This is a genomic window from Klebsiella huaxiensis, from assembly GCF_003261575.2.
In the GTDB taxonomy this organism is placed as follows: Bacteria; Pseudomonadota; Gammaproteobacteria; order Enterobacterales; family Enterobacteriaceae; genus Klebsiella; species Klebsiella huaxiensis.
In genome coordinates this window covers 161,527-174,919 of record NZ_CP036175.1, presented here as the reverse complement: position 1 = coordinate 174,919, position 13,393 = coordinate 161,527, and the positions used below count along the sequence as shown (strand labels likewise).

Sequence of the window (13,393 nt, the reverse complement as noted above, 5' to 3'; positions counted from 1 at the left end):
TTATGAGCACAAAAGCGATCTATCCGGGCACCTTCGACCCTATTACTAACGGTCATATCGATATCGTCACCCGTGCGGCCAGTATGTTTGATAAGGTGCTGCTGGCTATCGCCGCCAGCCCGAGCAAAAAGCCGATGTTTACTCTCGACGAGCGCATCGCGCTGGCCACCCAGGCAACCGCGCATCTGGTTAACGTTGAAGTGATTGGCTTTAGCGATTTAATGGCCAATTTTGCTCGCGCACAGCAGGCGAATATTTTGATTCGCGGCCTGCGGGCGGTGGCGGATTTCGAATATGAGATGCAGCTGGCGCACATGAACCGCCACCTGATGCCAACGCTGGAGAGCGTGTTTCTGATGCCGTGCAAAGAGTGGTCGTTTATCTCCTCTTCGCTGGTGAAAGAGGTCGCGCGCCACCAGGGGGATGTCTCCCACTTCCTACCAGCTAACGTACATCAGGCGCTGCTGAAGAAGCTGTAGGGCTGTCTTCCCGGAGGCGGCGCTTAACGCGCCTGTCCGGGCTACCGGACCAAGCGCAACTACCGTACTTTACTTCTGGCACTGGCGGCAATAAAACGTCGCCCGCTGCGCATGTTTGCTGCCGATAATTGGCGTTCCGCAGATACGGCAGGGTTCACCTTTGCGGCCATAAACCTGTAATTCCTGGGCAAAATAGCCCGGCTTACCGTCGCTTTGCAGGAAATCTTTTAGCGTCGTCCCGCCCTGCTCGATGGAGCGCAACAGCACCAGCTTAATCACCTTTACCAATTGCTCGCACTCGTCGCGTGAAAGCGATGAAGCGAGCCTGTCGGGGTGGATCCCCGCCGAGAACAGCGATTCGCTGGCGTAGATATTACCGACCCCCACCACCAACTTGTTATCCATCAGCCAGGGCTTAATCGCAGTTTTCTTCTTCGCGCACCTCTGCTGGAGATAGTCAGCATTGAAATCATCGCTTAGCGGCTCCGGTCCAAGATGCGCTAACACCGGATGGCCTTCCAGCTCTTTGGTCCACAGCCAGGCGCCAAAGCGTCGCGGATCGGTATAGCGCAGAACCTTACCGTTGCTCATGATCAGATCAACGTGATCGTGTTTCTCTGCGGGCAGCTCTTCGCTCAGAATGCGCAGGCTTCCTGACATGCCCAGGTGGATGATAATCCAGCCGTCGGGCAGCTCCAGCAGCAGATATTTAGCGCGGCGACGCACGCTGAGAACCGGAACGTCGCTCAGGCGATAGATCTCTTCGGAAACCGGCCAGCGCAGGCGTCCGTTACGCACCACGGCGTGCAGGATGGTCGCCCCAACCAGATGCGGCTCAATACCGCGGCGGCTGGTTTCTACTTCAGGTAATTCAGGCATATTTTTCTCATATGAAAACAGCAGGCGTTCCTATTTTACCTCGTTCAGAGGGCAACGACGCGGTTAGTGCTGAAAATTCACACCAACGGTTATCTGTCTACCATCGGGCTGTGGTTTAAATTTCCAGCGCCACAGCATATCGACCGCCCGCGCATCATCATCTTCCACTTCGCTGCTTTTGCTCACCAGCACCAGCGTCGGAACGCCGCTTTTATCAATATCAACGGTAAGCTCAGCCCGTTTATCACCCTGCGTCTGCGGCGTCTTCCACTTAACGTTGAAGAAAGGCGCGTTTAACACCTCATTCTGGTCGATATCAATCGTCATACTCACCGGTGGGTCAAAAGGAACGACCTTTTCATGACGGTCCAGTTTTTTGCTCGCAGGTAAGATTTTCCCGGCTTTTGCGGTATCTTCACCTTTCGCTCTTTCCCCGAGAATATCGGCATAATTCGCGTAAACTTTTGCCGAAAGAATCGCACTATGCTCACCCATGCCAACCCGCATCAGCAGCTTGGTTTTGATATTCGCGATTTTCTGCTCAGTATCCTCAGCAAGCGGTTGTAGCAGCAGAGAATAGATCATCGCGCCGATATATAGTTCCGGATCGCGCTCGGCCCACAGGCTGCCCCAGGCCATCCACACCTGCGGATCCTCCGGAGCCAGCGCCAACAGCTGCGCCCACGTTGCCCGGTTCTCGTCAAAGGAAGCAAAGCTCTTTCTCAGCGCCAGATCCTTCAACAACGGCGCATAGTACGGATGCGTATCGACCAGCTTTTCCATCGCTTCCGTCATTTCAGTAAAGCCTTCCATTCTGCCTTTGGGACTTTTATCCCGCTTTTTGAAGTAGACAAGCTGTAGATTTCGCGCCTCTTCCGCGCTGAGTTTCTTCTGTGGAAAGAGCGCTTTCATCCGGGTGAACTGAGCGACCATCTCTTGCGCGGCAGTTTCCATCCCGGCTTTATTATGCCGGGCCGCCAGCCGGGCGATACGCGCCGCCCGTGATTCCATCTCCCGATAGTGCTCCTCAGGAGGCAGACGATCGCTGACAAATGTCACCGGCACCAGCAAGCGCTTTCCCTGCGGGTTAGAGTGAAAACGCCACTGCTGCGCATAATGCAACGCCGCTTTGTCAAACTCCGGAACACCGCTACTGCATTCGACCACCACGTTTAATAGATTGCCGCTTACCTCGGTATCCACCGAAAGCACCGCCGTCGCCGACTTGATAAATTTATTTATCGCCGGATAGAGCATCGGAGACACCGTCTCTTTCGCAATTCCGTATCTTTCGGCCTCAATGCTCACATGTCCGGGAAAGCGCTCGTTAATCGTGCTGACGCTGCGCACGGGGCCCTGTTTAAACACGATCGAACGCGCCAGGGGTAAGACCTTGTCGGCCTCCCTATTTTCATTCTCTGCCAGCGATAAATCGCAGGAGCGGGTCTGCATTCTGGCCCGCAGAATTTGCAGGATTTGCCGATCTTCTGCCGGCATTTGCGCAATATACGCCTCTAACCGCTGCTGTAGCGCAGGTTGGCGCGGGCTATCCTTCAGGCCCTCCACCATCAATAATCCGCTAGTAATGCTTTGCGTGAGCGGCTGAAACTGCGAATTTCGCACCCGCTCATCATCACGAGACTGGATCAGCGCTAATGCCCAGCCCAGCCAGGCGTCAGGGTTTTCCGGCGCAATGGCGATTGCCTGGCGAAACGTTCTTTCCGCCTGCGCTTTATTGGCATCCGTTGTCAGCGTCAGGATGGCCGTTGCCAGCGTCAGATCGCCACGGTCCGGCATCCAGCTCAGATAATCATCCATTTTAGTGAGGGCTTTCGCTTCCTGCTCGCGATAGCCCAATGCCTGCTGCCAGAGCGCATCAGCGGCGGCGGCATCTTCTTCGTTCCAGCCAAGCGGCAGCTCCGTCAGCGGTTTTTTCTGCGCGAGGAATAGCTCGATAATATTGTGCTGATTAAACGGCTGGGTTATATGGTTAAAACGGGCATGACGGTCATATAAAAAATCCTGCCAGGCGGGTAACTCCAGCTGATTCATACTCTGCCAGCGCCGCTGGTTTTGCTCGCCGATAGGTACATTGAATAACGTGATACCGACAACAAAAACAATCTGCGCCACGGCGGCTGCCAGATAGCCTTTATTGCGGCGGGTCATCGCCACCCACATCAGGGCGAAAAAGTAGAGCGCGCCCCCCAGCCACAGGCCGTAGAGCAATAAACGCTGGGGAGCATTCAGCGCCGCCGGTAAAAACGAAAGCTTATCCACCAGCATGAAGGGCGCAGACCAGAGAAAAAGCACCATATTCGGCGCAACAAAAAGCGCAATCAAAGACAAGATGACCAACAGGTGTTTTAACTTCGGCGTAATCATTTATGGCTTACTCCGAAGAATCGCCAGCAGCCCCATCACGGCTATCCAGACAAAAATCAGGATTAACGCCGCGTTATCGTACCAGGCATGCCAGGGACCGCTCAGTTGGGTAAAATTACGCGCTAATATGGCCATCACCAGCGTGCTAATCACAGCCAGCGCGCCATGCCAAACAAATGCAGGAACTTTGCTGCGCATATTGCGCCACAGCAGCGTTAACGGCCCCGGCCCGGTTGGCTGACGAGGTACCGCAACGGCTGGCGCAACGCGAGGCTGGCGCTTGATGGGCGCAGGACGCTGGCGAACAGTTTGCGTTTGCTTATGCTGCTTCGCCTGCTTTACGCCTTCTACAACCTGTTTTTCACGGGCGCAGACCAGGCATGGCATCCCAGCGAAATGCTGATGTTTCTTACTACAGAGAACAATTTTTTGCGTACTGCGTAGCGCATAAGGACGCAATACCTGTGCCCATTCATCTGCGCAAGGGCGTCGGGCAGGTGAGCCGCTAAAAGCGCGATCGAACAGCTTACGCAGTTCTGTCGGCAGCAGATGGTGGGTACTGGCCGGTACCGGGGTAATATTTTTTGCCGCATTGATACCGTAGGCATAACAGTTGGCGGCGATACGACCGGGTAAATCATCAGGCACCTTCGCTGTTTGCGAGCGACCGCTATAGGGATGAATACCGTGGTTGAGCAGTTGAAAAATAATCACCGCCAGCGAGAAACGATCCTGCGCCTCTTCCTGCTCATCAGGTACCTGCCCGATGCGCTGGAACTCCGGTGCCAGGTAATCCGGCGTGAACTGCCCGGCAGGGAAACGCTCGCCCTCACCCTGAATGCTAAAACCATCGCAGTCCAGCAGCGCGATATACAGGCTGTCGCGATAGAAGCGCAGGTTAACCGGCTTCATGTCGATAACCCGGTGCTGTCGCGCATGCAGCGCAGAGACCAGGGTAGCGAGGTTGCAGGCCAGACTTACTTTTGCGCCGATCCCCTCCGGCAGATTCTGCGCCTTCGCTTGCCGCGACTGCAAAATATACTCCAGCTCAATCGTGCGCTGGGTATCGAGCACCGGCATAACAAAGCCAATAACGCGCTTGCGCTCGTCAAAGAGCAAATAGTCGGGCCACGCCAACTGGACAATCGTCTCACCGTCGGCAGGTGTGGGGATCTCCGGGCGCTGCGCAAGCATGGCGCGGAGCTTGCGCTGATAATAGCTGGCATCAGTATTGGGATGGTAAATTTTCGCAACACGGGAAGGGTCGTCGACCAGGAAGTAGACGCTGCCAGCACCACCGCTCTTGATGAGTTTCCCCAAACGTACCGCGCGGTGCTGCTCGTTATAACAACCAGGGATTTTTTTATGCTTCATTACGCAGAGCTACCAGAAGCGTCTTGTCATCACCGGTTATCGCCCAGGTGCGCGGGTCATCAAGCGTGGCGCGTATCGCTTCGCTCCCCTTCTCCTCTGAAACCTGCTGCAAATAGCTTACGACAGGGTCCATAAAGGGGGAAAACAGCGCATCACAGCTGCGGTTTAGCGCAAACGGCTGCACACCATCGGACATCATCACCACCTGCATGGCTCTGCCAGCAAACTGATTGATGCGTAAATGTTCACGCCAGTCAGGGCTGGTGAGGAACCAGGTTTGGTTGGCGTATTCACCGTTTTCAGGCAAAGAGAAGTGCTGCTCATCGTTGATAGTGAGCGCCGCAACGCCATCACCGATATGCAGGACCAGCGACTGCGTTTCGCCCAGCCATACTGCCAGAACGGTACAGGCAAAATCCCCCGCGACAAGCTGCTGCTCTTTGGCTTGTAGCAGAACAGCCTCTCGGACATCCGCTATCAGCGCCACGACTTGCTCTTCATCAGGCACAACTGTCAATCGCGCCAGGCGCTCACACAGCGACCGGGCAACCAAAGCCGCCCCCTGTTCGCTATAAGCGGCTGAGCCTGCGCCATCACAAACGACAGCAACAAGTCGATCGCCCAAATTGCGATAGCAAAAGGCATCCTGACAAGGAAGATTATTTTGTCGGTGGCTGCTGCCGATAACCGACGAAGCATAAACGCGCCAGTTCATCGCGTCAGACCGAAATTTCTGACCAGCTGTCCGTCGGCGGCAGCTGTGCTTTTCCGCCCGGCGTTGACTGCGACACCACCTGCATGCTGGCGCTTAGCCAGAGGAACAGCTCGCGGAACTGCAGCCCTTTTAGCTGTTTCACGCCATTAATGCCGATACGGCTGAAGTGGCCCATTGATTCAGTGGCTTCATTTCCTACGCTAATCGGGAATACGGCGACTTTATTGGCTGCCTGTGCTTCACGGCATTCATGAGCCGCAGCCTGCCAGTTGTCCGTAGGCTCGCCATCCGACATCAAAAACAGCCAGGGCCGGGTATAGGGTACGCCAGCCGCTTTCAGACGCTGCTTTTCAGCTTCGATTTCGCCCAGAGCCAGGCTGACGGCCTGCCCGGTTGGCGTCAGACCACTCGCTTCAAGAACAGGGGCGGTAAAGTCCATCGCATCGCACCAGTCACCATGCAGTTGGCACTCATCGTAACCGCCGTATTTAATCACCAGCAGGCGAACACGTTTCGCGGCGATAACATCATTTTTAAGTTCGCTTTCCAGCAGCTTGAGCCCCTGATTTAGCTGGGCAATTGGCTTGCCCTCCATGCTGCCGGAACAATCGAGAACGAGAATTAAGGGGGTTCGCTGTTCACTGTTATCAATAAATGAAACATCTGGAATGAATGACGTCATAACAATCCCTGTCGGTGGTTTTCTGTACCGGAAGAATAAACATCCCGTCCCGGCAAGACAAGAAAAACCATTTCATTCATATGGTTAATGATTAACGACGAGAAGAAAAGTTGAGTGATAAATTTCGAAGAGGGGAAATAATATAAAACGGAAACAAAAAACCCCGCCAGGGCGGGGTTCTTCTTTACAAGGAGGCTAAAATTATTTGATTTTAGCTTCTTTGTATAAAACGTGCTGACGGACAACTGGATCGAATTTTTTCAGTTCCAGTTTTTCCGGTTTAGTACGTTTGTTCTTCGTAGTGGTATAGAAGTGACCAGTACCAGCAGAAGAAACCAGCTTGATTTTCTCACGAATACCTTTAGCCATGATTTAATTCCTCTAAGTACTTAGTACTTTTCGCCACGGGCACGCAGTTCGGACAGAACTGTATCAATGCCTTTCTTATCAATAACACGCATACCTTTAGCAGATACACGCAGGGTGACAAAACGCTTCTCGCTCTCAACCCAGAAACGGTGAGAGTGCAGGTTAGGCAGGAAACGGCGTTTAGTCGCGTTCAGTGCGTGGGAACGGTTGTTACCGGTCACCGGACGCTTGCCAGTAACTTGGCAGACTCGGGACATGTCTATTCTCCAAAAATCAAATTAGCTCGAGCTTCGTATGGGGTATTGGCGCCTCGTCAGGCTTCACAGCCCGGTCATCGCATAGTTCTATACACTTTATCCTTCAAGCTGTCTCTTTGTTGGCTGCGCTCGCTCACCCCAGTCACTTACCTATGTAAGCTCAGGGGATTCACTCCCTTGCCGCCTCAATACAACTTGAATGATTTCGTGTACACGCGAACTCTCGATTGCCAGGCCCAAATGCCAAACCCGAGATTCTCAAAGGTGGCGTAGTATACGCTGACTCGGCGATGTGCTCAAGTCCCGAACAGACAAAGATCCCGATGGATCGCATGATCGGGGCTAAATCCAGCCGCGCTCAGCAAAAGATACGTACGCTCCACGGCCGATAACAAGGTGATCAAGCACGCGTATATCCATGAATCGGCAACATTTTATCACTCTTTCGGTAATCAACCTGTCGGCCTTACTCGGCTCAGGGCTACCGGATGGATGATTATGAGCCAGGATCACCGCGGCGGCGTTCACTTTGATGGCTTCGCGTACGATTTCTCGCGGATGCACCTCAACGTGGCTAAGAGTACCAGAAAAAAGTCGGCTATGTTTCAATACCCGGTTCTGATTATCTAAAAAGATCACCATAAAGATCTCACGTTCTTCGTCAGCCAGCTGGCTTTGCAGAAATTCCCGCGTCATCGATGGCGTAACCAGAGAGGGTTCTTCAGTTATCCGCATACAAAAATAGCGCCGCGCCAGCTCAGCAATCCCCTTCAATTGCGCATATGTCGCCGGGCCAATCCCCTCAACCCCATCAAACTGCTCTTTTTCCGCCGATAGCAGACCGTATAGCGAGCCAAAGCGCTGCAGCAAATCCTGGGAAAACGTGATGACATCCTGCGTGCGCGTGCCGGTGCGTAAAAACAGCGCCAGCAGCTCAATATCCGACAAAGCTTCGATACCGTAGCACTGCATTTTTTCCCTCGGCATCAGGGGTTCCTGTATATCCATGGCGGCTTCTCCTTTCCTGTGTACGCTATCCTGGCACAGCCTTCCAGCGCTGCTGATCGGCAAATTTTATCCGTGCGTAGCGGCTCGCAAAGTGGATCTCTGCCAGACACACGATGACGATCGGATTGTGATAAGATGCGCGAATTCTGGTGTACCGCAACAGGAAAAAATCATGATAAGTCTGGCTGGTAAAAAGATCGTTCTTGGCGTGAGCGGCGGTATTGCTGCCTATAAAACGCCGGAACTGGTGCGCCGCCTGCGTGACCGTGGAGCGGATGTCCGCGTCGCCATGACGGAAGCCGCCAAAGCCTTCATTACGCCACTGAGTCTACAGGCGGTATCCGGTTATCCGGTCTCCGACAGCTTGCTTGACCCGGCCGCAGAAGCGGCAATGGGCCATATTGAGCTGGGAAAATGGGCAGACCTGGTGATTCTCGCCCCCGCTACCGCCGATTTAATTGCACGTATTGCGGCAGGAATGGCTAACGACCTCGTTTCCACAATTTGCCTCGCCACGCCGTCGCCAGTCGCCGTCGTGCCCGCAATGAATCAGCAGATGTATCGCGCCGCCGCTACCCAGCATAATCTTGACGTTATCTCCTCACGCGGTCTGCTGGTTTGGGGCCCGGATAGCGGCAGCCAGGCCTGCGGCGATATCGGCCCAGGGAGAATGCTGGACCCGCTGACTATTGTTGATATGGCCGCGCAGCATTTCTCTCCTGTCAAAGATTTGCAACATCTCAACATCATGATTACCGCGGGCCCAACCCGCGAGCCGTTGGATCCAGTGCGTTATATCACCAACCACAGCTCTGGTAAGATGGGCTTCGCGATTGCCGCCGCTGCCGCGCGTCGCGGGGCGAACGTGACGCTGGTTAGCGGCCCGGTTTCTCTGCCAACGCCGCCGTTTGTGCAGAGGATTGATGTCACCACAGCGCTGGAAATGGAAGCCGCCGTGCAAAATAGCGCTTCTCAGCAGCATATTTTTATTGGCTGTGCGGCAGTTGCTGACTACCGTGCGGTCGCCATCGCCGAAGAAAAAATCAAAAAACAAGGTGATGAATTAACCCTGAAAATGGTTAAAAATCCGGATATTGTCGCTGGGGTCGCGGCGCTTAAGGCCGACCGCCCCTACGTCGTTGGATTTGCCGCCGAAACGAATAATGTGGAAGAATACGCACGGCAGAAACGCGCCCGTAAAAATCTCGATCTGATTTGCGCTAATGATGTTTCACAGCAAAATCAGGGATTTAACAGCGATAGCAATGCATTACACCTTTTCTGGCAAGAGGGAGATAAGCGCTTACCACTTGAGCGCAAGGAACTTCTGGGCCAATTATTACTCGACGAGATCGTGACCCGTTATGATGAAAAAAATCGACGTTAAGATTCTGGACCCGCGTGTTGGTCAGCAGTTTCCGCTACCAACTTATGCCACCTCCGGCTCCGCCGGACTTGACCTGCGAGCCTGTCTCGATGACGCCGTAGAACTGGCGCCTGGCGCTACCACGCTTGTGCCAACTGGCCTGGCGATTCACATTGCCGACTCGTCTCTGGCAGCGGTGATTCTGCCGCGCTCCGGGCTGGGTCATAAGCATGGCGTTGTTTTGGGCAACCTGGTGGGCCTGATTGATTCTGACTACCAGGGCCAGCTGATGGTTTCCGTCTGGAACCGTGGCCAGCAGAGCTTCACTATTGAACCCGGCGAGCGTATCGCTCAAATGGTGTTTGTGCCTGTCGTGCAGGCGGAATTTAACCTGGTGGAAGATTTTGACGCCACCGATCGTGGCGAAGGTGGCTTCGGTCACTCCGGGCGTAAATAAGCCCAGCGATACACCCAATCACTCGGGATGCCGCCAACAGCAGGGCAGCCCGAAGGATAAAGTGTAACCTGCATTCCAAAGCGTAATAATGCAATAACATCGCCGCAGGCAGCAGCTTGCGGTCGCTTTGCGGATGCCTGCCTGGCAAGTGCTTTTTTCAGGGGTATTTTAAAACATGGCAGAAAAACAAACTGCGAAAAGGAATCGTCGCGAAGAAATACTTCAGTCTCTGGCGTTGATGCTTGAATCCAGCGATGGGAGTCAGCGCATTACCACAGCGAAACTGGCGGCGTCCGTTGGCGTATCCGAAGCGGCTCTGTACCGACATTTTCCCAGCAAAACCCGCATGTTTGACAGCCTGATCGAGTTTATCGAGGACAGCCTGATTACGCGCATCAATTTGATTTTAAAAGATGAAAAAGATACTTCAGCGCGCCTGCGCCTGATCGTACTGTTGATTCTTGGGTTTGGCGAGCGTAATCCTGGGCTGACGAGAATTCTGACCGGCCATGCGCTGATGTTTGAACAGGACAGATTACAGGATCGAATCAATCAACTGTTTGAGCGCATTGAAGTACAGCTGCGCCAGGTGTTGCGTGAAAAGAAAATGCGCGAGGGCGAAGGCTACACCGTCGATGAAGCCCTGCTGGCTGGACAGCTGCTGGCATTCTGTGAAGGGATGCTGTCGCGCTTTGTGCGCAGTGAGTTTAAATATCGTCCGACCGATGATTTTGACGCTCGCTGGCCGCTGGTCGCCGCCCAACTTCAGTAATCCGCACCTTATATGCAGCCACAATGGCTGCATCTCCTTTTTGATTTTTCTGTCATAAAGCCCAGGACAATTCGTTGAATTGCCAGATGTTTTCAATCTGCACTCTCTCCTAACATCCGTAAATCGTTTCTTTTTATCGGATAAGGAGAAGGCTGATGGCGACATCACGGCGGGAATTGCTCAAACTGGGAGGTCTGGCAACCGCATCATTACTGGTAAGCCAAAAAAGTTTCGCGGCCTGGGCACCATCTGCACGTTATCCCGATCCACGTATTGTGGCAGTGGATGATAGCTTTCGCCGCTATATGCTTGCCAGCGCAAAAGTCGAGCAGATTGCAACCGGTTTTCGCTGGGCGGAAGGGCCTGTGTGGTTTGGCGATACGCGCATGTTGCTCTGGAGCGATATCCCCAACAACGCCATCATGCGCTGGGATGAAGCTACTGGTGAAACTAGCGTGTTCCGTCATCCGGCAAACTACGCTAACGGCCATGCCCGCGACCGGCAGGGGCGACTGATTAGCTGCGAACATGATACCCGACGCATTACCCGCACCGAATACGATGGCACCATTACCGTACTGGCGGATAGTTTTGACGGCAAGCCGCTGAACTCACCAAACGATATCGTCGTGAAGTCAGACGGCAGTATCTGGTTTACCGATCCGCCTTTCGGCATCAGCGGGTTCTACGAAGGACATAAAGCCACGCCGCAACTGCCGCAGAACGTTTATCGGCTGGATCCGGAAAGCCGTAAGCTGAGCGTCATGCTGGGCGATGTGAAAGGGCCAAACGGACTCTGTTTCTCCGCCGATGAGAAAACGCTGTACGTCGTGGAGAGCCGCGCGACGCCAAATCGGTTAATACTCGCGTGGGACGTGATTGATAACGAGTTGAAAAATAAAAGAGTACATATTGACTGCGGTAACGGCACCGCCGACGGTATCGCCTGCGATATGGACGGTAATCTGTGGTGCGGTTGGGGGACGGGCAGCGAGGAGCTTGATGGCGTGCGCGTCTTTAATCCTCAAGGGAAAAACATCGGCATCGTTCAGTTGCCGGAACGCTGCGCTAACCTGTGCTTCGGCGGCGAGCAGCGCAATCGCCTGTTTATGGCCTCCAGCACCTCGATTTACTCGCTCTACGTCAATGCACAAGGGGCAAAACTGGTTTGAAACCTACCCGGCAGGTATTGACCTGCCGGGTCGATTCTTATACCCCGTACGCTTCGCGATAGGCGCGAACCGACGCCAGATGTTCAGCCATTTCCGGCTTCTCTTCCAGATAGCTGATCAGATCTTTCAGGGTCACAATAGAAATCACTTTGCAGCCGTAATCACGCTCGACTTCCTGAATCGCTGAGATTTCGCCGCGTCCGCGCTCCTGGCGATCCAGAGAAATCAGTACACCGGCTAACTCCGCGCCGTTGGCCTGAATAATTTCCATTGATTCACGAATCGCAGTACCTGCGGTGATGACGTCATCCACCAGCATCACGCGGCCCTGTAGAGCGCTTCCCACCAGGTTGCCGCCTTCGCCGTGAGTCTTCGCCTCTTTACGGTTAAAGCAGTAAGGCAGATCGCGGTCATGGTGTTCCGCCAGCGCGACCGCCGTGGTGGTGGCGATTGGAATACCTTTGTACGCAGGGCCAAACAACAGATCAAAATCAATCCCGGAATCCACCAGCGCTTCGGCGTAAAAACGGCCTAACAATGCCAGATCGCGCCCGGTATTAAACAGGCCGGCGTTGAAGAAATAGGGGCTCTTACGCCCGGATTTCAGCGTAAATTCGCCAAACTTAAGGACCTGCTTGCTAAGCGCAAACTCAATAAACTGGCGCTGATACGGCTTCATGGATTCGCTCCTCATCATACTTTTCTACAGATATAAAAAAGGCGACTTCTCAGTCGCCTTAAAAACTAGTTTTCTAACGCCGCTTTCTGCGCCGTCACAATGGATTCGATACCCCCTCGGGCCAACGCCAGGAGGGTGAGAAGCTCTTCGTGGGTGAACGGTTCGCCTTCCGCCGTGCCCTGCACCTCAATGATACGACCGTCTTCAGTCATCACTACGTTCATATCGGTTTCCGCCGCGGAATCTTCGACATATTCCAGATCGCAAAGCGCTTCGCCTTTGACGATACCGACGGAGACTGCCGCCACCATGCCTTTCATCGGGTTGGTTTTCAGCTTACCGGCTGCAACCAATTTGTTCAGCGCATCGGCCAGCGCAACGCAGGCTCCGGTGATAGAGGCGGTGCGGGTTCCACCGTCGGCCTGCAGCACGTCGCAGTCCAGCGTAATAGTGAATTCACCCAGCGCTTTCAGGTCAACCGCAGCACGCAGCGCACGCGCGATCAGGCGCTGGATTTCCATTGTACGCCCGCCCTGCTTACCTTTCGCAGCTTCACGCGCGTTACGGGTATGGGTCGCACGTGGCAGCATGCCATATTCTGCGGTGATCCAACCCTGACCCTGGCCTTTCAGAAAGCGCGGAACACCTTCATCGATAGAAGCGGTACACAATACTTTGGTGTCACCGAATTCGACCAGCACGGAGCCTTCTGCGTGTTTCGTATAATTACGGGTAAAGCTTACTGGGCGCACTTGGTTAGCGCTACGATCTGCTGGACGCATGAGGTTCTCTCCGGCTT

General features: G+C 54.0%; 15 protein-coding genes. 5 read left to right on the top strand and 10 right to left on the bottom strand.

The window, feature by feature from the left end; translation table 11 throughout:
• The first annotated feature begins 2 nt into the window (after positions 1–2).
• Entirely contained in the window at positions 3–479 is a 477-nt protein-coding gene (coaD, locus tag DA718_RS00810; protein ID WP_004106901.1) for a pantetheine-phosphate adenylyltransferase, read from the top strand.
• 69 nt (positions 480–548) lie between these two features.
• Here the strand turns inward: coaD and mutM are convergent, their stop codons facing one another.
• The 8 genes from mutM to radC form a co-directional block, all read right to left on the bottom strand.
• Complete coding sequence (gene mutM, locus DA718_RS00805; protein WP_112216024.1) at positions 549–1,358, bottom strand: bifunctional DNA-formamidopyrimidine glycosylase/DNA-(apurinic or apyrimidinic site) lyase; 810 nt, start codon at positions 1,356–1,358, stop codon at positions 549–551.
• A 63-nt stretch (positions 1,359–1,421) separates the two neighbouring features.
• Positions 1,422–3,743 (bottom strand): energy transducer TonB family protein, encoded by a 2,322-nt coding sequence (locus tag DA718_RS00800; RefSeq protein WP_112216025.1) that lies wholly within the window; start codon positions 3,741–3,743, stop codon positions 1,422–1,424.
• A complete protein-coding gene (locus DA718_RS00795; protein ID WP_112216026.1) occupies positions 3,744–5,117 on the bottom strand; it encodes a DNA-binding protein in 1,374 nt (457 codons plus the stop codon).
• A complete protein-coding gene (locus DA718_RS00790; protein ID WP_112216027.1) occupies positions 5,107–5,832 on the bottom strand; it encodes a PP2C family serine/threonine-protein phosphatase in 726 nt (241 codons plus the stop codon). Before DA718_RS00790 ends, DA718_RS00795 begins: the two co-directional genes overlap by 11 nt.
• A 4-nt stretch (positions 5,833–5,836) precedes the next feature.
• Complete coding sequence (locus DA718_RS00785) at positions 5,837–6,514, bottom strand: vWA domain-containing protein (RefSeq protein WP_112216028.1); 678 nt, start codon at positions 6,512–6,514, stop codon at positions 5,837–5,839.
• Between the two features lie 201 nt (positions 6,515–6,715).
• A complete protein-coding gene (gene rpmG, locus DA718_RS00780; RefSeq protein WP_003024094.1) occupies positions 6,716–6,883 on the bottom strand; it encodes a 50S ribosomal protein L33 in 168 nt (55 codons plus the stop codon).
• 20 nt (positions 6,884–6,903) lie between these two features.
• Complete coding sequence (gene rpmB, locus DA718_RS00775) at positions 6,904–7,140, bottom strand: 50S ribosomal protein L28 (protein ID WP_002436699.1); 237 nt, start codon at positions 7,138–7,140, stop codon at positions 6,904–6,906.
• A 342-nt stretch (positions 7,141–7,482) separates the two neighbouring features.
• Positions 7,483–8,148, bottom strand: coding sequence for a RadC family protein (gene radC, locus DA718_RS00765; protein WP_112216029.1), 666 nt, complete (start codon positions 8,146–8,148; stop codon positions 7,483–7,485).
• Positions 8,149–8,320: 172 nt separating this feature from the next.
• Here radC and coaBC point away from each other — a divergent pair, with 172 nt between their 5' ends.
• From coaBC to DA718_RS00745, 4 genes are all read left to right on the top strand, one after another.
• Positions 8,321–9,535 carry a bifunctional phosphopantothenoylcysteine decarboxylase/phosphopantothenate--cysteine ligase CoaBC gene (gene coaBC / locus DA718_RS00760; protein ID WP_167492713.1) on the top strand — a complete coding sequence of 405 codons (1,215 nt, stop codon included), beginning with the start codon at positions 8,321–8,323 and terminating at the stop codon, positions 9,533–9,535.
• A complete protein-coding gene (gene dut / locus DA718_RS00755) occupies positions 9,513–9,971 on the top strand; it encodes a dUTP diphosphatase (protein WP_167492712.1) in 459 nt (152 codons plus the stop codon). The genes coaBC and dut overlap by 23 nt, the downstream gene beginning before the upstream one ends.
• 175 nt (positions 9,972–10,146) lie before the next feature.
• Positions 10,147–10,743, top strand: a complete 597-nt coding sequence (gene slmA / locus DA718_RS00750) for a nucleoid occlusion factor SlmA (RefSeq protein WP_110276960.1) — start codon at positions 10,147–10,149, stop codon at positions 10,741–10,743.
• 155 nt (positions 10,744–10,898) lie between these two features.
• Positions 10,899–11,915 (top strand): SMP-30/gluconolactonase/LRE family protein, encoded by a 1,017-nt coding sequence (locus DA718_RS00745; protein WP_112216030.1) that lies wholly within the window; start codon positions 10,899–10,901, stop codon positions 11,913–11,915.
• A 37-nt stretch (positions 11,916–11,952) separates the two neighbouring features.
• On the opposite strand, the gene pyrE is transcribed toward DA718_RS00745, so the two are convergent.
• Positions 11,953–12,594, bottom strand: coding sequence for an orotate phosphoribosyltransferase (pyrE, locus tag DA718_RS00740; protein ID WP_110276958.1), 642 nt, complete (start codon positions 12,592–12,594; stop codon positions 11,953–11,955).
• Between the two features lie 65 nt (positions 12,595–12,659).
• Positions 12,660–13,376: a ribonuclease PH gene (gene rph, locus DA718_RS00735; protein ID WP_110276957.1), complete on the bottom strand. Its 717-nt coding sequence runs from the start codon at positions 13,374–13,376 to the stop codon at positions 12,660–12,662.
• Positions 13,377–13,393 lie beyond the last annotated feature (17 nt).